Source organism: Corynebacterium sp. H128, assembly GCF_037482625.1.
Taxonomy (GTDB): domain Bacteria; phylum Actinomycetota; class Actinomycetes; order Mycobacteriales; family Mycobacteriaceae; genus Corynebacterium.
Map to the genome: position 1 here is coordinate 141009 of NZ_JBBHKW010000005.1, position 18854 is coordinate 159862.

The 18854-nt window shown below is 60.1% G+C and carries 13 protein-coding genes and 1 pseudogene; 8 read left to right on the forward strand and 6 right to left on the reverse strand.

Translation table 11 applies throughout. The annotated features are described in order from the left end of the window. Positions 1 to 58 precede the first annotated feature (58 nt). Positions 59 to 2668: a DNA polymerase I gene (gene polA, locus WG915_RS06435; protein ID WP_339564590.1), complete on the forward strand. Its 2610-nt coding sequence runs from the start codon at positions 59 to 61 to the stop codon at positions 2666 to 2668. A 10-nt stretch (positions 2669 to 2678) separates the two neighbouring features. Next, the gene (locus WG915_RS06440) at positions 2679 to 3266 is read left to right on the forward strand and encodes a GNAT family N-acetyltransferase (RefSeq protein ID WP_339564551.1); all 588 of its coding nucleotides are present in this window, start codon (positions 2679 to 2681) and stop codon (positions 3264 to 3266) included. Here WG915_RS06440 and WG915_RS06445 read toward each other — a convergent pair. Then, complete coding sequence (locus WG915_RS06445; protein WP_339564552.1) at positions 3263 to 3988, reverse strand: class I SAM-dependent methyltransferase; 726 nt, start codon at positions 3986 to 3988, stop codon at positions 3263 to 3265. The genes WG915_RS06440 and WG915_RS06445 overlap by 4 nt on opposite strands. A 175-nt stretch (positions 3989 to 4163) precedes the next feature. Between WG915_RS06445 and rpsA the strand changes: the two genes are divergently transcribed. From rpsA to WG915_RS06460, 3 genes and pseudogenes are all read left to right on the forward strand, one after another. Beyond that, positions 4164 to 5618 (forward strand): 30S ribosomal protein S1, encoded by a 1455-nt coding sequence (gene rpsA, locus WG915_RS06450; RefSeq protein WP_339564553.1) that lies wholly within the window; start codon positions 4164 to 4166, stop codon positions 5616 to 5618. 63 nt (positions 5619 to 5681) lie between these two features. Further along, positions 5682 to 6236: pseudogene (gene coaE / locus WG915_RS06455) on the forward strand (dephospho-CoA kinase); the annotation flags it as partial. Beyond that, a complete protein-coding gene (locus tag WG915_RS06460; RefSeq protein WP_339564591.1) occupies positions 6231 to 6710 on the forward strand; it encodes an FABP family protein in 480 nt (159 codons plus the stop codon). The pseudogene coaE and the gene WG915_RS06460, both read left to right, overlap by 6 nt. Here WG915_RS06460 and WG915_RS06465 read toward each other — a convergent pair. Continuing rightward, complete coding sequence (locus WG915_RS06465) at positions 6679 to 7788, reverse strand: HNH endonuclease signature motif containing protein (RefSeq protein ID WP_339564554.1); 1110 nt, start codon at positions 7786 to 7788, stop codon at positions 6679 to 6681. The two genes, WG915_RS06460 and WG915_RS06465, sit on opposite strands and share 32 nt — an antisense overlap. A 97-nt stretch (positions 7789 to 7885) precedes the next feature. On the opposite strand from WG915_RS06465, the gene uvrB reads away from it, so the two are divergent. Continuing rightward, positions 7886 to 9961, forward strand: a complete 2076-nt coding sequence (gene uvrB, locus WG915_RS06470) for an excinuclease ABC subunit UvrB (protein ID WP_339564555.1) — start codon at positions 7886 to 7888, stop codon at positions 9959 to 9961. A 56-nt stretch (positions 9962 to 10017) separates the two neighbouring features. Beyond that, positions 10018 to 10461, forward strand: a complete 444-nt coding sequence (locus WG915_RS06475) for a universal stress protein (RefSeq protein WP_339564556.1) — start codon at positions 10018 to 10020, stop codon at positions 10459 to 10461. Here the strand turns inward: WG915_RS06475 and WG915_RS06480 are convergent. The 3 genes from WG915_RS06480 to WG915_RS06490 all read right to left on the reverse strand — a co-directional run bounded on the left by WG915_RS06480 (position 10458) and on the right by WG915_RS06490 (position 14115). Then, the gene (locus WG915_RS06480) at positions 10458 to 12578 is read right to left on the reverse strand and encodes a HelD family protein (protein ID WP_339564557.1); all 2121 of its coding nucleotides are present in this window, start codon (positions 12576 to 12578) and stop codon (positions 10458 to 10460) included. The two genes, WG915_RS06475 and WG915_RS06480, sit on opposite strands and share 4 nt — an antisense overlap. Positions 12579 to 12645: 67 nt before the next feature. Then, the gene (locus WG915_RS06485) at positions 12646 to 13428 is read right to left on the reverse strand and encodes a DoxX family protein (protein WP_339564558.1); all 783 of its coding nucleotides are present in this window, start codon (positions 13426 to 13428) and stop codon (positions 12646 to 12648) included. A 90-nt stretch (positions 13429 to 13518) separates the two neighbouring features. Then, positions 13519 to 14115 carry an MBL fold metallo-hydrolase gene (locus WG915_RS06490; RefSeq protein ID WP_339564559.1) on the reverse strand — a complete coding sequence of 199 codons (597 nt, stop codon included), beginning with the start codon at positions 14113 to 14115 and terminating at the stop codon, positions 13519 to 13521. A gap of 53 nt (positions 14116 to 14168) precedes the next feature. On the opposite strand from WG915_RS06490, the gene uvrA reads away from it, so the two are divergent. Next, a complete protein-coding gene (uvrA, locus tag WG915_RS06495; protein WP_339564560.1) occupies positions 14169 to 17000 on the forward strand; it encodes an excinuclease ABC subunit UvrA in 2832 nt (943 codons plus the stop codon). On the opposite strand, the gene WG915_RS06500 is transcribed toward uvrA, so the two are convergent. Beyond that, positions 16997 to 18718, reverse strand: coding sequence for a DUF2339 domain-containing protein (locus WG915_RS06500; RefSeq protein ID WP_339564561.1), 1722 nt, complete (start codon positions 18716 to 18718; stop codon positions 16997 to 16999). The two genes, uvrA and WG915_RS06500, sit on opposite strands and share 4 nt — an antisense overlap. Positions 18719 to 18854: the final 136 nt, after the last annotated feature.

Consider the following 18854-nt stretch of genomic DNA (forward strand, 5'->3'; position numbering starts at 1 on the left):
ATAGTCGGCCCACAAAAGAAATCGCCTAGACTTGGGCAGCGTGACTGAGCAAAAACTGATGCTAATCGACGGCCACTCGATGGCCTTCCGCGCGTTCTACGCCCTGCCTGCCGAGAATTTCTCCACCACCGGGGGGCAGCATACGAACGCGGTGTATGGCTTTCTTTCGATGCTCGCCAATCTGCTCAGCGAGGAGCAGCCGAGCCACGTAGCCGTTGCCTTCGATGTTGGACGCAAGACCTTCCGCACGGAGAAGTTCCCGGAGTATAAGGCGCAGCGCGAAGCAGCCCCGGAGGAGTTCCGCGGCCAGGTGGAGCTGATTGAAGAGATTCTGCACGCCCTGGGTATCCAGACGTTGAAGCAGGAGAACTTTGAGGCGGATGACATCATTGCCACGTTGGCGACGGCGGCGCAGCCCCTGGGCTTTGACACATTCATTGTCACCGGTGACCGAGATTCCTTCCAGCTGGTCAATGACACCACCACGGTGCTCTATCCGATGCGCGGGGTTTCCACACTGCATCGCTTCACGCCTGCGGCCGTGGAGGAGAAATATGGCCTGACGCCACAGCAGTACCCGGAATTCGCGGCGCTGCGTGGCGACCCCTCCGATAACCTGCCGAGCGTTCCGGGCGTGGGGGAGAAGACCGCGACGAAGTGGATCCAGCAGTACCAGACCATCGATAACCTGATCGAGCATGCAGCGGAGATCAAGGGCAAGGTGGGCAATAACCTGCGCGAACGCCTCGATCAAGTGAAGATGAATCGCGAGCTTACCGAGATGATTCGCGATATGGAGCTGCCGCTGAGCCCAGATCAGTTGGAGCTGGGGAAGGCGGATGTCAGCGCCATCGCGGAGAGATTCGATGACCTGCAGTTTGGCACGAATCTGCGCGAGCGCGTCCTGGCTGTGGTGAATGCGGAGCACTCGGCCGCGCCGGCGGTGGAGGTGGCGGAGCTAGTCGTCGATACGCAGCCGCTGCATGAGTGGCTCCCGCGCGGGCCGCTAGCGGTGGCGGTGCGGGGCGTCGCAAAGCCGGCGGCCGGGGATGCGCACCAGGTGGCGCTTGTCGACGCCGACCGCCACGCCTTACTCGTTGACCTCGCGGAGCTCGACGAGGCCGATGACAAGGCCTTCGCTGAGTGGCTGGCCTCCCCAGAACCGAAGTTCCTGCACGACGCGAAGGCCGCCTGGCACATGTTTGCCGGGCGCGGTTATGAGTTGGACGGCATTGCGCATGACACTGCGCTTGCCGCCTACCTCTTGCGCCCAGGCCAGCGGACCTACGCGCTGGAAGATGTGTACCAGCGCCACCTGAAGAAGCAGCTGACGGCGGAATCCGAGCAGCTATCGCTGCTCTCCGACAACACCGAACTGGTGGACCATGCTGCGGCGATCTGGGAGCTAGCGGAAGCGCTGACTGTGGAGTTGCAGGAAATCGAGTCCTACGAGCTCTACCAGTCCCTGGAGTTGCCCTTGGCTGCCATCTTGGCGCGCATGGAGGCCGCAGGCATTGCAGTTTCCATCGCGGCACTGGAAGAACAGCGGGACACCTTCGTGGAGATGGTGGCCGACGAGGAGACTGCCGCGCGCGAACTCGCTGGAGATCCGACGCTGAATCTGTCTTCGCCGAAGCAGCTGCAGGTGGTGCTCTTTGAAACGTTAGGAATGCCGAAGACCAAGAAGACGAAGACCGGCTATTCCACCGCCGCCAAGGAGATCGAGGCGCTCGCGGTGAATCATCCGCACCCATTCCTCGATCACCTGCTGGCGCACCGCGAATACCAGAAGATGAAGACCACCCTGGACGGTTTGATCAAGTCAGTGGCTTCGGATGGGCGCATTCACACCACCTTTAACCAGATGGTGGCCTCCACTGGCCGGCTTTCTTCTACCGAACCGAACCTACAAAACATTCCGGTGCGCACCCCAGCGGGGCGTCGCATTCGGGCGGCCTTTGAAGTCGGGGCGGGCTACGAGACGCTGCTCACCGCCGACTATTCGCAGATTGAAATGCGCGTCATGGCGCACCTGTCCGAGGATCCCGGGCTCATCTCGGCCTATGAGGCAGGGGAGGACCTGCACAACTTCGTCGGCTCCAAGGTCTTTGATGTGCCCGTCTCCGAAGTGACTCCGGAGCTGCGCCGTCGTGTGAAGGCCATGTCCTACGGCCTGGTCTATGGCCTCTCCGCTTTTGGCCTGGCCGGCCAGTTGGACATCTCGCCGGGCGAAGCGAAGAAGATCATGGAGGCCTACTTCGAGCGTTTCGGTGGCGTGCAACGCTACCTGTCAACGGTGGTCGAGCAGGCCCGCAAGGATGGCTACACGTCGACGCTGTTCGGGCGGCGTCGCTACCTGCCGGAGCTGATGTCTGATAACCGCGTGGCGCGTGAAAACGCGGAGCGGGCAGCGTTAAATGCGCCGATTCAGGGCACGGCCGCGGACATCATCAAGGTCGCCATGATTCGCGTTGCTGCCGCACTGACTGGAATGAAATCGCGGATGTTGCTCCAGGTCCACGACGAACTGGTGGTTGAGGTCGCAACCGGCGAACTCAAAGAGGTAACCGAGATTCTGGAACGCGAGATGAACGCTGCCATAACTTTGTCAGTTCCCTTGGAAGTTTCTGCTGGTTTTGGCGAGAATTGGGACCTCGCAGCGCACTAGTATTTAAGGCATGGAACTTCGCGCCGCTACTCGGCAGGATTTAGAGCAACTCGCTGAGGTATTTGGGCGGGCATTTCATGGCACCCCACAATGGGAGTGGATCATCCCCAACGCCACAGCCCGGGAGCGCATACTGCCGGCCTTCTTCCGTCCGATGTTCGGCCACGTGCTCAAGCACGGCCGGCTCACCGTCGCAATTGTCGACGGCTCGATCGTGGGCGGCGCCGCCTGGCTTCCTTCATCCAAGCTGGATGTGCCGCGTTGGCGGGGCTTGCGCAGCTTTCCGACGATCATCCGCTCCTTACGCGGAGCAGAGCTGAAACAGTTCGGCGAGCGTGGCCCCGCGATGGACTCTGCGGCACGCGCCGCGCACCCGAAAATGCCCCACGAGTATCTGGCAGCGCTAGCGGTCTTGCCAGAAGCGCAAGGCGCTGGGGTGGGCGCTGCCTTGTTGCAGCGGGGCCTATTCGCACCAGTGACTTACGTGCAATGCGAAGAAGCCTTGGTGCCGTACTACCAGCGTTTCGGATTTCGCGGCTGCTTGCGGATCGCCCCCGGCAATGGAGCTCCAGTGCAGATCGGAATGCTGCGAGACTAACTGCCCAGGTGCGCGAGGAAAATCGCGGTCCCGGGGAAGACCCGCCCGCGTGTGGGTGACCATTGCCCCCAGTTCTGTTTCAGGTCCGCCGGCCACTCCGGCTCGAGAAGATCCTCCAGCACAAAACCGGCGGCTAAGAGCTCACGGATGCGGTCGCCGAGCGTGCGGTGCTGCTCGGCATAGGTGAGTCGGCCGTCTTCCTCCTCGGTATATCCGGAGCGGTCGAAATAGCTGTAGTGCACCGCAAAACTCTCCGGGTCGTCCGCAAAGATCCACCGCATCGGGTGATTGATGGACATGACGAATCGACCGCCAGGCTGTAGGACGCGGGCCGCCTCGTGGAGAACTGCTTGCGAAGATTCCACGAAGGGGATCGCGCCGAAGGCGGAGAACACCGCATCGAAGGAGTTGTCCGCGAATGGCATCGCTAGCGCGTCTGCCTGGACTAAGTTTCCGCTGCCGTGACGCAGCATGCCCATTGAGAGGTCGAAACCGACAGCGAGCTCCGCTTTGTCTTGCAGCCACTGGGTGCACGGTGCGGAGCCACAGCCGATTTCCAGGATGTGTTTTCCGGTGACGTCGCCAAGCAATTGCGCGTCCTTTTCGTGCAACATTTCGGGGCACCAGTAGAAGGAGGAAAGATACTCAGAATGTGACTGGTGGTAATTCTGAGCATCGTGATCCCACCAGCTGCGATTGGCGGCGGAGAAAGTTGCGGGCATGCAAAAGATTCTATTTGATTATGCAGGTAAAAGGGGCTAAAGTACGTGGGGCGTGTCAGCATAAGCGTGTACCCAGTGCTCTATAGGAAAGCATTAGGGTCTCGTTCTTGCAGCATAGGCGCGTAAAGACCCTGTCCATTTTCGATTTCCTATAAGCTTTCGGAGCTATTAAAACATGCCCAACCACAACGTTCCTCAGGTAGCCATCAACGACATCGGCACCGCTGAGGATTTCCTCGCCGCGATCGACGCAACCATCAAGTACTTCAACGATGGTGACATCGTCGAAGGCACCGTCGTCAAGGTTGATCACGACGAGGTCCTGCTCGACATCGGATACAAGACCGAAGGTGTCATTCCGTCCCGCGAGCTCTCCATCAAGCACGACGTTGACCCAGACGATGTTGTCAAGGTCGGCGACGAGATCGACGCACTGGTCCTCACCAAGGAGGACAAGGAAGGTCGTCTGATCCTGTCCAAGAAGCGCGCACAGTACGAGCGTGCATGGGGTGCCATCGAGGAGCTCAAGGAGAAGGACGAGCCAGTTACCGGTACCGTTATCGAGGTTGTCAAGGGCGGCCTGATCCTGGACATCGGTCTGCGTGGCTTCCTGCCTGCATCTCTCGTCGAAATGCGTCGCGTCCGTGACCTCGACCCTTACATCGGTCAGCAGATCGAAGCTAAGATCATCGAGCTGGACAAGCACCGCAACAACGTGGTCCTGTCCCGTCGCGCATGGCTCGAGCAGACCCAGTCTGAGGTCCGCTCCGAGTTCCTCGCACAGCTGCAGAAGGGCCAGGTCCGCAAGGGCGTCGTGTCCTCCATCGTCAACTTCGGCGCATTCGTCGATCTCGGCGGTGTCGACGGCCTGGTTCACGTTTCCGAGCTGTCCTGGAAGCACATCGATCACCCATCTGAGGTCGTCTCCGTTGGCGACGAAGTCACCGTTGAGGTCATCGACGTTGTTCTCGAGCGCGAGCGCGTCTCCCTGTCCCTGAAGGCAACCCAGGAAGACCCATGGCGCGTCTTCGCACGCACCCACGCTGTGGGCCAGATCGTGCCAGGCAAGGTCACCAAGCTTGTTCCATTCGGCGCATTCGTACGCGTTGAAGAGGGCATCGAGGGCCTCGTCCACATCTCCGAGCTGGCTGAGCGCCACGTCGAGGTTCCAGACCAGGTTGTCACCGTTGGTGATGAAGCAATGGTCAAGGTCATCGACATCGACCTCGAGCGTCGCCGTATCTCCCTCTCCCTCAAGCAGGCAGACGAGGACTACACCGAAGAGTTCGACCCATCCAAGTACGGCATGGCCGACTCCTACGACGAGCAGGGTAACTACATCTTCCCTGAGGGCTTCGACCCAGAGACCAACGAATGGCTCGAAGGCTTCGAAGAGCAGCGCGCTGCTTGGGAAGCTCGTTACGCTGAGTCCGAGCGTCGCCACCAGCTGCACACCGTGCAGATCGAGAAGAACCGTGCCGCTGCAGCCGCAGAGGCAACTGAGACCCCAGCTAACTACTCCTCTGAGGCACCTGCTTCCGAGGCGGCAGCCCCAGCTGAAGAGTCCGCTGGTTCCCTCGCCTCCGACGAGCAGCTCGCTGCTCTGCGCGAGAAGCTCGCTGGCAACTAGTAGCTAGTCACACTGAGCCCGTCCCACCTGTGGGGCGGGCTTTTTGTCTGTACCATCAAAGACATGATTATTGGACTGACCGGTGGAATCGGCAGCGGCAAATCCACCGTCGCGGGCCTGCTCCGCGAAAACGGCTTCCATATTGTAGACGCCGACCAGATCGCGCGCGAAGTGGTCGAACCAGGGCAGCCCGCCCTGCATGAGCTTGTCGACGCCTTCGGCACCGAAATCCTCGACGGCGAAAGACTCAACCGCCAACGGCTCGCAGAAGTGGCCTTCGCATCACCCGAACAAACCGAGCTCCTCAACAGCATCATGCATCCGCGCATTAGGCAAGAAACCGACAGGCGCATCAAAGCAGCCCCCGGCGATGTGGTGTATGACATGCCATTACTGGTGGACCTCGGGCTCAACGAAGGCATGGATGTCACTGTGGTGGTGACCGTTGATGCTGAAGAACGCGTGCAGCGACTAGTCCAACGCGGTCTCACTGCCGACGACGCTCGGCGCCGCATCGCTGCCCAGATCAGCGACGCGGAAAGAAACGCTGCGGCGGATGTGTTGATCGATAATAACGGCACCGTAGCGCAGCTGGAGGCGCGCGTTAGCAGCTTGCTAGAGTTCCTGCGCCCCGATATCGCCACGCTAGCTGGAACCTGGCAGGGGCGAGGCCGCGGCGACTACCCAACAATCGCCACCTTTGATTACGAGGAAACGCTTACCTTTAAGCAAATACCGGGGAAACCATTTCTCGTGTACACCCAGAAGACTGTGGGCCCGAACGGCCCGATGCATAGCGAATCAGGTTTTCTGCGGCGCGGCGAGCCCGGACGGGTTGAATTCACCATCGCCCAGCCGACAGGGCAGACCGAGCTATTAGAGGGCGTTATTAAGCGCGATAAGCAAGACATCGTGCTCGACTTTCGGCGCAGCACAGTAACCAACTCGAGCACCGCGAAGCGAGTAGACCAGACGCAGCGTATCTACCACCTCAGCGGCGACTCACTGTACACCGAGTTCCATATGGCAGCCGTAAATGAGCCAATGCAGCAGCATTTGGCTAGCGAGTTGCGGCGTAGTAGTCATAAGTGAGTCCGCGCCACCCGGAGGTCAGGAGGTCATTTGCCGAGTAGCGGACGGGATCTCCGGGTCTTCGTTGGCGCCCAGGGTAGCCGCCGTTTCCACGCACTATTCGCCCGTTGGCTACCCGTTCGGGAACATCATCGTTCATGCCATTGTGTACGGCGCAAAGTGGCGTGACGTTGTCCCACGAAGTTTCGCCGCCCTCTCTGAACGCTTGAATGTGGTGGGCTTGGCATTCTGCAGCCACTCGATGGCATCCGGGCCACGCGCACACGAGAGTTTCTAGCGCCGCGATCATGCGGTGCTCTCCGGTGGAGTTACGGGTGTTTTGGATGCGCGCCACTGTGATGGCGTGCGCAACACCGTCGTCGTCTAGCGCTGTTTGTAGTGCCCAGCCGGTGTCTTCTAGCTGTGCTTCCAGTAACTCGAGCGGGTTGACGCGCGCCCCGTCTGCGGTGACGAGGTGCCCGCGGTCCCACGCTAGCGAAGAGTCCACGGGCATCAGCAGCACGGGTTTGTAGGAGTGCTCTGATTGCTGACCGGGCGTAGTGAGTTTGCGGGTGAGCCACTGGTGCAGTGCCTGCCCGTGGGTGAGGGTTTCGTCCTTCTTCCGAGCCTCATCGACGAAGGCTTGCGAGTCCGCGCGCAGCTGCGCGTATTCTGCGTCGCTGAGGTAGAAGGTGATACGGCGCCGGTTCCAGAAGTCCGCCCGCTTTGCGACGGCCACCGTCCCCCGCGGGGGCCGCTGCCGCGATCCTTTGGTCAGTTCTCTCACGGCGGCTCGCAGATGGTCTTCGGCTTCCGCGTAGCTGGCGCCGTGTACTGCCTGAAGCAGGATGGGGATATCGTCGGGAAGCACTTTCTTAGACCATCGCGAAACCAGGATCAGATTGTCCACCGGGATGCCGGTTGCGAGTGCTGCGTGTGCGCCCAGCTGCTTATGTGCTGCTGCTTGGGCGCGGATTGTGCTTTCCGGCAGCCCGGATTGGGCAGCCAGTTCGGATATTCCGTGCAGCCGCACGAGCCGGGCGCAGTCGGCGAGGATGGCCATCCCGTGTGCATGAGCGGCGGCGAATTCGGAGAACATGGCTGACACGCTATCTGCATTCGGGGCTCGGTTAACGTGTTAGGGCGCTGGGAATGTGGATAGGTCGAGTTTTCCACATTGGCGGTATTCTTGTGACATGGCTTTTCCAGCTGAGCACCCCCTGATCCCTGTTTCTGAGCACCGACCCGAGGATATTGAGCGCAGTGACGGTCAATTTGAGGTTATTTCGGATTTTGAGCCGAGCGGGGATCAGCCGTCGGCAATTGCGGAACTCCGCGAGCGTTTGCAGCGGGGTGAGCGGGATGTGGTGCTCATGGGCGCCACGGGTACTGGCAAGTCGGCGACGGCAGCGTGGCTGATTGAGAAGGTGCAGCGTCCGACACTGGTGATGGCGCCGAATAAGACTTTGGCTGCGCAGTTGGCGAATGAGCTGCGGCAGCTGTTGCCGAACAATGCTGTCGAGTACTTTGTGAGCTACTACGACTACTACCAGCCGGAAGCGTATATCGCTTCGAGCGATACGTACATTGAGAAGGACTCGTCGATCAACGAGGATGTGGAGCGCCTGCGACACTCCGCGACGTCCAGCCTGCTCAGCCGCCGTGATGTGGTGGTGGTGAGTTCGGTGTCGTGCATTTATGGCCTTGGCACCCCACAGTCCTACTTGGACCGTTCTGTGATGCTGCAGACGGGTGAGGAAGTCGAGCGCGACAAGTTCCTGCGCCTGCTCGTGGACATCCAGTACGCGCGTAATGATGTTGCCTTCACACGCGGTACCTTCCGGGTTAAGGGCGATACCGTGGACATCATTCCGGCGTATGAGGAGCTTGCGGTGCGCGTGGAGTTCTTCGGCGATGAGATCGATACGCTTTACTACATCCATCCGCTCACCGGGGATGTGATTCGCGAGGTCAGTGAGCTGCGGATCTTCCCCGCGACGCACTATGTTGCCGGCCCGGAGCGGATGGAGAAGGCCATCGCGGCGATCAAGGAGGAGCTCGCCGATCGCCTGGCGGACTTTGAGAATCGGGGCAAATTGCTGGAGGCGCAGCGCCTACGCATGCGTACCGAGTACGACATCGAGATGATCGAGCAGGTTGGCTTCACCAGTGGCATCGAGAACTATTCCCGGCATATCGACGGCCGCCCCGCAGGCTCCGCCCCGGCAACCTTGATCGACTACTTCCCGGATGACTTTCTCACGATCATTGACGAATCCCACGTCACAGTGCCCCAGATCGGTGCGATGTTCGAAGGCGATGCCTCCCGAAAGCGGAACCTAGTGGAATTCGGTTTCCGCCTGCCGAGCGCCCTCGACAACCGCCCGCTGACCTGGGAAGAATTCGATGAACGCAAGGGACAATGCGTGTACATGTCGGCCACCCCAGGAAAATATGAAATGGCAGCCACGGGTGGCGAGTTCGTAGAACAGGTGATTCGCCCGACCGGCCTGGTCGATCCGAAGATTGTGGTCAAACCCACCAAGGGGCAGATCGACGACCTCATCCACGAGATCCGGTTGCGTACCGAGAAAGATGAGCGCGTCTTGGTCACCACGCTCACTAAGAAGATGTCCGAGGACCTCACGGAGTACTTGCTGGAAAACGGCGTGCGGGTGCGCTACCTGCACTCGGACATTGATACGCTGCAGCGCGTGGAGCTGCTGCGCCAGCTGCGGTTGGGCGACTACGACGTGCTGGTGGGCATCAACCTCCTGCGCGAGGGACTAGACCTGCCAGAAGTAAGCTTGGTGGCCATTCTCGACGCCGATAAGGAAGGATTCCTGCGCTCTACTACCTCGCTCATCCAGACGATCGGCCGTGCTGCCCGCAACGTATCCGGCGAGGTTCACATGTATGCCGACCGGATCACGGACTCCATGCAATACGCGATCGAGGAGACGGAACGTCGCCGCGAGAAGCAGATCGCCTACAACACCGAGCACGGGGTTGACCCGCAGCCGCTGCGCAAGAAGATCGCGGACATCCTCGAAATGGTGGAGGACACCGATAAGGGGGACGCGGCTGTGGTCGTCGAAAAGCGGGACACCTCGACGATGGCGCAGGCAGAGATCAGCAAGTTGATCCAGGACCTCAGTGCGCAAATGGGGGAAGCGGCCCGCGAGCTGAAGTTCGAATTGGCTGGCAGGCTGCGTGATGAGATACTTGATCTGAAAAAGGAGCTGCGCGGATTGAGCGAAGCGGGAATCTAGCGCCACCTTATGTAAACTTGTTCTAAATACAACCACTACCCAAAAGAGGTTTAAGCATGAGCCAGTACTCCAAGATTGTCGTCGGAACTGATGGTTCCAAATCATCCCTGTTGGCCGTGGAACGTGCCGCAGCGATCGCAGCAGCTTTTGACGCAACCTTGATCATCGGCTGTGCGTACTACGCATCCAAGGAAGACGCCAACAAGACCCTGCGTCAGGACTCCGTCACCGTTCTGGGTGATGATCCTGCACACGAGAATCTGCAGAAGGCATCCGAGGCCGCCAGTGCAATCGGCGCACAAAACATCCAGACGGCTGTGAAGCCAGGCACCCCAGTTGAGGCGCTCATGGCAATCGTGACCGAAAATGACGCTGACCTGCTGGTTGTTGGCAACCGCGGGATCAACTCCCTCACCGGTCGTCTGCTCGGCTCTGTTCCTGCAGACGTAGCACGTCAGTCCAACTGCGACGTCATGATTGTGCACACCGTCGCCGGTTAATCCACAATCGTGAGCGTCTGCGTGGCGCGCGTTACCGCAACATAAAGGTTTTGCGGCCCCTGCGTGCCCGCGAGAATCTGGCCTGGTTTCACCACAATTACGTGGTCGAATTCCAGGCCTTTCACGTCCCTGACCGGCGTGTGCCCGGGGCCGATGATGACATAGGAACGGCCGTCGTTAGGCAGGCAATCGGCGAGGTCGGCGACTTTGCCGAAGCGAACAGCTGCGCCATCGCGTATCGACGTCCCCGCAGACACACCCATGATTTCCGCCGCATATTCGCTAATCGGAGCAGGAGTGCGGTAATTCACAGTCAACTGGCGACGCACGAAACGCGATCCCACGAAAGGCTCCAGGGTTTCGGACCAGGAGTCCACCCCGGCCGGCGAGCCAGTCTGGGCGGTATCACCTACGAGCGTCATCCACCGCGCGGGGCAGCGCCGCATCACCATGCGCCATTCCATGGGGGAGAGTTCCTGGGCCTCATCAACGATGACATGGCCGTACGCCCAGCTCAGATCCTCCCGCGCGCGTTGCGCGGTGGAGCGAAAGTCGCGGGTTTGCTGACGCGCGGCGAGTGCCTCCGCATCGATGACATCGTGAGCGAGCAGGACCTCAGCATCAAAACCATCGTCGATGTCCTGCACCGCGGAGCCCTCTAGGATGTCGAGGGCCTCCTGTGCCTCCTCGATCTTCGCCGCCCAGTCTTCGTCGGCGGTTTCAGCATCGCTGACACCGATTAGCTGGGCTAGCTCATCCAGGAGCGCCGCATCGGAGGCGGCCCATTCGGCGCTGTCGCGGTAGAGCGCGTCCTGGGTTTCTTCGTCGTATTCCCGCGCGGCGTCGGCGATGGCCTCTCGGCTGCCCAGCAGGTCACGCAACACCGTGGTGGGCTCAATGCAGGGCCACAGCTGGTCTAACAATTCGCTGACGGCCGGCTCGGTAGCTAGTTCATCATGCAGCTCGGCAACATCACCCGCGGAAAGCAGATTCTGGCCACCCAGCGGGTCCGCACCAATCTGTTGCGCGAGGGCGTGTGCCAGTTGCTCGAGCAGGGCATCTGTGAAGATCGGGCGGGCGTCGTTGTGCGGGCGTCGGGAGCGGCGGGCCCGGGTGCGCGCCTTCTTCATCATCGCGGCGGTGCAGGTGATCCTGAGGCTGCCCACGCGCAGCTGCGCATCTGGAAGAACTCGTTGGTAGCTTTTCACCGCTTCGCCGAGGATATGAATCATCTCCAGGCTGCCTTTGACCTCGCGGGCGATGTCCGATTCCGGTGCGGTACCGCAAACACCGGGGTAGAGGTCACCGACCGTCGCGAGCACCACGCCGGTCTCGCCCAGTTCAGGCAGCACATGCGAAATGTACTCGAGGAACACGGGATTAGGCCCGATGATCAATACGCCGGTCTTAGCGAGCTGCTCCCGCCAGGTGTACAGCAGGTAGGCCACCCGGTGGAGGGCCACGGCGGTCTTGCCGGTGCCTGGTCCGCCCTCGACCACCATGACGCCTCGCGTGGGGTCGCGGATAATGTCATCTTGTTCGCGCTGGATCGTCTCCACGATGGAGTTCATGTGGCTGCCCCGGGCCGCGTTCAGCGCCTTCACCAGTGCTGACTCGCTGGCCACGCCGGCAGATTCTGCCGCTTCGGTGAGGTGCTCATCATCCACGGCAACCACGGTGCGGCCTTTGGTGCGAATGTGCCGCCGCGTTTCGACGCCCTCAGGTTGCGCAGTGGTAGCCAAGTAGAACGGGCGTGCCATGGGAGCGCGCCAGTCCAACAACAAGGTTCGGTAGTTGTCTTCCCGGGCGTCGATTCCCATGCGGCCGATGTAGCGGCGTTCCAAATCGGGGCGGCCGGGGACCGGGTTCTCCGGATCTGCCGTCGCGATGTCGATGCGGCCAAAAACCAATCCGAGCTGAGCGAGAGTGAGCTTATCCAGTTTCGCGTTCAGCGCATGGTATTCCGTCTCACGTTCTACGAGGGCTTCGGCGTCTTCCACATCCTTGTCCACCCGGAGCATGACTGCTTTGAGCTTGGCGTTTGACTGCGTGACGTCGTCATCGATGCGTCGAAACAGCTCGTCTACATAAGCCTGTTCGGCGGCGATTTTATCCATTGTTCTTTCTTAGATCTCAAAAGCCGCCGCACCCGGGAGGCGCGACGGCTAGCGAGGAAACTGACAATTAGATGTCGTACTTCTTCAGCTTCTTCTGCGCCTTGCTGGTGGCCTTGTCGGCCTTCTTCTGATAAACCTTAGCGTTCTTTGCGGCCTTCTTCTGCGCGCGACCAGCCTCTTCAGCGGCCCGCTCCTGCAGCTGCTGCGCCTTATCCTGCGCCGCGGAGGCAACCTTCACGAACTTGGACTTAGCGGCCTTGGAGTTCTGCTGCGCACGCTCCAGCCAGTCATCCTTGTTGTCATCGACGTACTTGGTGGCATCGTCGACATAGCCGGAGAACTTATCTGCCAGCTTCTCCTGCTCGGACTTGGTTGGCAGCGCCGCCTGGATCTTCTTATTGGCGGTCTTGGAAGCGTGCTCCGCGCGCCAAGCCAGACCCGGCTTGCCCTGGGTATCTGCAGAGGCGATCATCAGGCCGCCCAGAAGGGCAGTGTTGGTGATCAGGCCATTACGGCGCTCCTGCTTTTCCTTGGCGTCCTGGGTCTCCCAGAAGGCGTAGCGAGACAGCATCGAAGGAATGGTAATTGCGGCAAGTGCTGCGGAGGTCAGGCGCGGTGCCTTGCCCAGCGCCAGCAGGGAAGCCGAGGCTGCCTGGGTGCCACCGAGAGCCTTGGTGACGGTGTCAGGATCCTTCGGAATGTACTGTGCGTACTCGTTCGGAATGACGGCGCGGAGCTTCGCGAGCATCTCCTTGGTGCCCTCGCGGTGCTGCTCGGTATTCATCACCATATCTGCGCCGGAGGCGACGAAAGCAGAGGCGAGCATTGGGCGAGCGATCTTGCGAATCATTAAGTAACTCCTTCTTTCTAGGCTAAAGCTGTAGGTTCCAGCATAGCGAGATTTTCAACCTGGCTTGTCAGCTGTGCTACTTGCAGGGCGTTACCAGCCCCGCTCCTGCCACTGCAAAAGGCTCGGACGCTCGGCACCGAGGGTGGTGGGTTTTCCGTGGCCAGGGTGCACAATCGCGGTATCTGGGAAAACTTCAAATAACCGTTCGGTTACATCTTTGAAAAGGCGACAAAACTCGTTCTCGTTGTTGGTCTTGCCGAGCCCACCAGGGAAGAGGCTATCGCCCACGAAAAGATGCGTTTGCCCATCGATGGTGGCTGCGAAGGCGAGGCCACCGGGGGTGTGCCCCCGCAAAATGATGGCGCTAAAGGTGTGACCGGCAAACTCGAAGGTGTCGCCGTGGTTCAGCTCGATGTCCGCTGGGGCAGGCAGCGCCGGGGAGTCCAAGAAAGACGCGATATGAGTAGCGTCGGTGGCCGCGAGGACTTCGGGCAGCGCGCGCACGTGATCGGAGTGACGATGGGTGGTCACGACGTGTGTGATGCGAGCTTTGTGCTTTTCGGCGAGTGCGAGCAGGGCGGGGGCGTTGTCCGCGGCGTCGATTAGCAGCGCCTCATTGCCGGCGACGAGCAGGTAACAGTTATTGTCCATGTCGGAAACAGAGACGGTGTCCAAAATGAGGTTCATACCAAAAGGGTACTGTTGTTTGAGTACTGGTCAACGGATGAAGGGTATCCACGGTGGCAGATCGCCTTATTGTTCGCGGGGCACGGGAACACAACCTGAAAGGTGTTGACCTTGATCTCCCGCGCGACAAGATGATCGTTTTCACGGGGCTTTCGGGCTCGGGCAAGTCCTCGCTTGCCTTCGACACGATTTTCGCGGAGGGGCAGCGACGTTATGTCGAGTCCCTCTCCTCTTATGCGCGGATGTTCCTGGGGCAGATGGACAAGCCCGATGTCGATTTCATCGATGGGCTCTCACCCGCGGTCTCGATCGATCAGAAATCCACCAATCGCAACCCGCGTTCCACCGTTGGCACCATCACCGAGGTCTATGACTACCTCCGCCTGCTGTTTGCTCGCGCTGGCACTGCGCATTGCCCGGAGTGCGACGCCCGCATTGAGCGGCAGACACCCCAGCAGATCGTGGACCAAGTGCTCGAGATGGAACAGGGGCTGAAATTCCAGGTCCTTGCGCCAGTGGTGCGTACCCGCAAGGGTGAGTTTGTGGACCTGTTCGCCGACTTGGCGGCGCAAGGCTATTCCCGCGTGCGTGTCGACGGCGAGGTGCATCAACTCTCCAGCCCGCCGAAATTGGAAAAGCAGATCAAACACGACATCGACGTGGTGGTGGACCGCCTACAGGTGAAGTCCTCTCAAAAGCAGCGCCTGACCGATTCGGTGGAAACCGCGCTGAAACTGGCTGATGGTGTCGTGGCCATGGAATTCATCGATTCTGGCGAGATCCGCCGGTTCTCGGAAAAGATGTCCTGCCCCAACGGCCATACCCTCACCGTGGATGAACTGGAGCCGCGGGCCTTTTCCTTCAACTCGCCTTATGGTGCGTGCCCTACCTGCGATGGGCTAGGAACTCGGCAGGAAGTGGACGTTGACCTGATCATTCCTGATCCAGACGCGCCCCTCAACGCTGCGATTCAACCCTGGACCTCCAGTCCCAACAACAAGTACTTTGACAAGCTGATTTCTGGCTTCGCCGAGTCTATTGGCGTGGATCCGAGCACTCCTTATTCTTCTTTAACCAAGGCACAGCAGAAGAAGGTACTGCACGGCTCCGCGGAAGTTGTGTCAGTGCGCTATAAGAATCGCTATGGGCGGGTACGGAATTGGTCGGCGCCTTTCGAAGGCGTGATCCCATTCCTGCACCGCAAGTCCGATGAGACGGAAAGCGCGTGGTCGAAGGATCGCTACCAGAGTTACATGCGGGAGGTACCCTGCGATGCTTGCGGTGGCGCCCGGCTGAAACCGGAGATTCTGTCGGTGCGCATTGCATCAGCGATGGGGGAGAAGTCCATCGCGGGACTGACAGAGCTTTCTATTGGCGAGGCCGCGAAATTCCTGGACACTCTGGAACTGAGCAAGCGCGACACGATCATTGCCGGCGCGGTGCTGAAGGAAATCAACGCTCGGCTGCAGTTCCTACTTGACGTTGGCCTGGAATATCTGACGCTGTCGCGGTCGGCAGGAACGCTGTCCGGTGGCGAGGCGCAGCGCATCCGCTTGGCTACCCAAATCGGTTCCGGCCTAGCCGGCGTGCTGTACGTGCTGGATGAGCCGTCGATTGGCTTACACCAGCGCGATAACCAGCGACTAATCGCCACGCTGCAGCGCTTGCGGGATATCGGCAACACGCTGATCGTGGTCGAGCATGACGAAGACACCATCAATGCCGCCGACTGGCTAGTTGATATCGGGCCACGCGCAGGCGAATACGGTGGTGAAGTGGTCTACCAGGGGGAGCCTGCGGGCATCCTCAAGGCGGAGGAGTCGCTGACGGGCGCCTATCTCTCTGGTCGTCGCGTGCTGGGAGTGCCTGAGCAACGCCGGCAGATCGATCCCGACCGCACATTGAAGATAATCGGAGCACGTGAGAATAACCTCAATGACATCGATGTGGAGATCCCGCTCGGCGTATTGACCTGTATCACGGGAGTGTCTGGCTCCGGAAAATCCACGCTGATCAACCGGATTTTGGCTAAGACCTTGGCCAATGAACTCAATGGTGCCCGCCAGGTGCCCGGACGCGCCAAGCGAGTCGAAGGCATGGAGCAGCTGGACAAACTCGTCCAGGTGGATCAGAGCCCTATTGGTCGCACCCCGCGCTCCAACCCGGCAACCTACACGGGCGTATTCGACAAGATCCGCACGCTGTTCGCAGAAACCTCCGAGGCGAAAGTGCGTGGCTACAAACCTGGTCGCTTCTCCTTCAATACCAAGGGCGGCCGCTGCGAATCCTGCCACGGCGATGGCACCTTGAAAATTGAGATGAACTTCCTCCCGGACGTCTATGTCCCCTGCGAGGTGTGCGAGGGGGCGCGGTATAACCGCGAGACCCTAGAAGTGCATTACAAGGGGAAGAACATCGCAGAGGTGTTGGACATGCCGATCTCGGAAGCAGCCACCTTCTTCGAGCCGATCACCACCATCCACCGCTACCTGAACACACTGGTGGAAGTGGGTCTTGGCTATGTTCGCCTCGGCCAGGCAGCGACGACGCTTTCTGGCGGTGAGGCGCAGCGCGTGAAGCTCGCCTCCGAACTGCAGAAGCGATCCAAGGGACGCACCATCTACATTTTGGACGAACCAACAACTGGTCTGCACTTCGAGGACATTCGCAAGCTGATGCAGGTCATCCAGGGGCTGGTGGACAAAGGGAACTCGGTGATCGTCATTGAGCACAACCTTGATGTGATCAAGGCGGCTGACTGGGTGATCGACATGGGACCAGAAGGCGGCTCCGGCGGAGGCCTCGTGGTCGCGGAAGGCACCCCGGAGGAGGTTGCCGCCACCGCAGGTTCTTACACCGGCGGCTTCCTCAAGCAGCTGCTTTAGAGCTGGTTTGCCTTCTTCGAGCGCAGCGATGCGATCAGCAGCAAAGCGCCACCGGAGATCAGGAAGGCGAGGACTCGCGGCACGCCTTCCAGCGTCCCCAGGTCAAAGAACACCAGCTTGACGACGGCTGCAACCGCCAGCACTAGCCCGATCGTCAGTGACGTCGACGCAGTGAAGGCCTTCGAGATCACCAGGATGTAGGCAGCGACCAGCATCCAGGAGATGGAGACCAAGGCATGGCCGACGAGGTAGCCCAGCCACATGCCGGTTTCACCACCCAACCCAAACAGATACGTGGTGGCGGTGACCAAGACCATGGCACTCAGGTGTAATGCGGCCAGACCGATCAATATCTGCGCCGACAGTTCGAAGCCACGGAAGGCATTTCGAACTAGGTACAGCACCACCATGAACCCCAGGATCGTCAGGACCTGCAGGAGCGCGATGTTGTCCGTCAGCCACAGTGGCTTCTTGAGCAGGACAGCCTTAGCGAGCTCACCGCTGAGGAGGATCGCGGCGATGATCATCGTTGCCCACGGCAGCCCGGTGAAGCGGTTATTGCGGGACAGCCACCAGGCGAAACCGCCGAAGGCCACGAAGAACAGTGCGACAAGATAAGGGCGCTCGAACCAGGAGCCGGAGCCCAGCGCGGGAGCCTGAGACCACCACTGCACGTACATCAAGGGGATAACTGCCAGCGGCCAAGCGGCAAGCTCGCCGTGGAACTGGAGCGACAGCGCCACGAAGCCGATGATTACCGCGAACATGATGGTCAGTTCACTAAAGGAGTTAGCCCCCAGCGCACCGATGGCGAGCATTGCCATAGGGGCGTAGAACCCAAGATGCTGATCGGATTTGTGTTGCCATTCATCCAGGAGCGCGACCGCCAAGAAGACGGCAACGCCGATGACGACCGTCAAGGAGATGGGGAAGCTGTTGACGACGATGCTGGGGTCGTCGATAAGCGCGGCGAGCATCGCCAGTGGCCCGATGACTGAAGCGATGCTGCGGGAGGTGAACCAGCGCTTCTGCATCGACGTCACTGCCATGAACAGACCCGTTGCGATTACCGGGAAGGCGAAGAAGTCGCCCGACATGATGTAGAGGTAGAACAACACGAAGCTGGAGACGATGGTGATGTTCAGCATCAGCTCGTCGTCCCACCAGCGAGCAAGCCCCGAGAACAGCGCCAGGAGGGTCAGTAAGGCCACCGCACCGAAGATCGGGGGCCACCAGTGCAGCACACTGACCGTTGCCATCACCGTCAGGATGCTGGTGAGCAGTGAGGCGGTGGTCAGCGCGAGGAATCCCTCCTTAGCTAGACCGCGGGCTTTGACAAGGAAAGCGCCGCCGAGCAGCAATGCGGCAACAACCCAGGCGCCGATGACGCGGCCGAGTGGGCCGAGCCAGCCGGATTGGATAGCCAATGCGATGAGGAGACTGACGCCCGCCAAGGTGATCAGTACACCGCCGACTGCCACCGCGCGAATGATCTGCTTCTCCCGCGAAAGGCGTGGCTTTGGTGGCGGTGTTGGGCGCTTCTCGACGACCGGGGTCGCGACCGGGGCCACAGACTGCTGTACTGGTGCCTCGGATCGCTCTGACTGTTCGTACAATTCGAACAAGGATTCACGCACCTCCTTGAGCAAGGACTCCGCAGTATTTAACCGCTGTGCGACCCTTTCTAGGGTCTCCTGTTCGGCGCGACTTATTTTCATAACTTGCAGTCTAATGATTTTGAATCTGTACTGCGCACATGTTATTCTTGCCAAGCTACCGCCTAGTGGTTGAATTATCTGATGAAACCACAGGCCGCAAGTGGAGGTCCCTCCCACCAGAAGCCGCCCGCTAGGG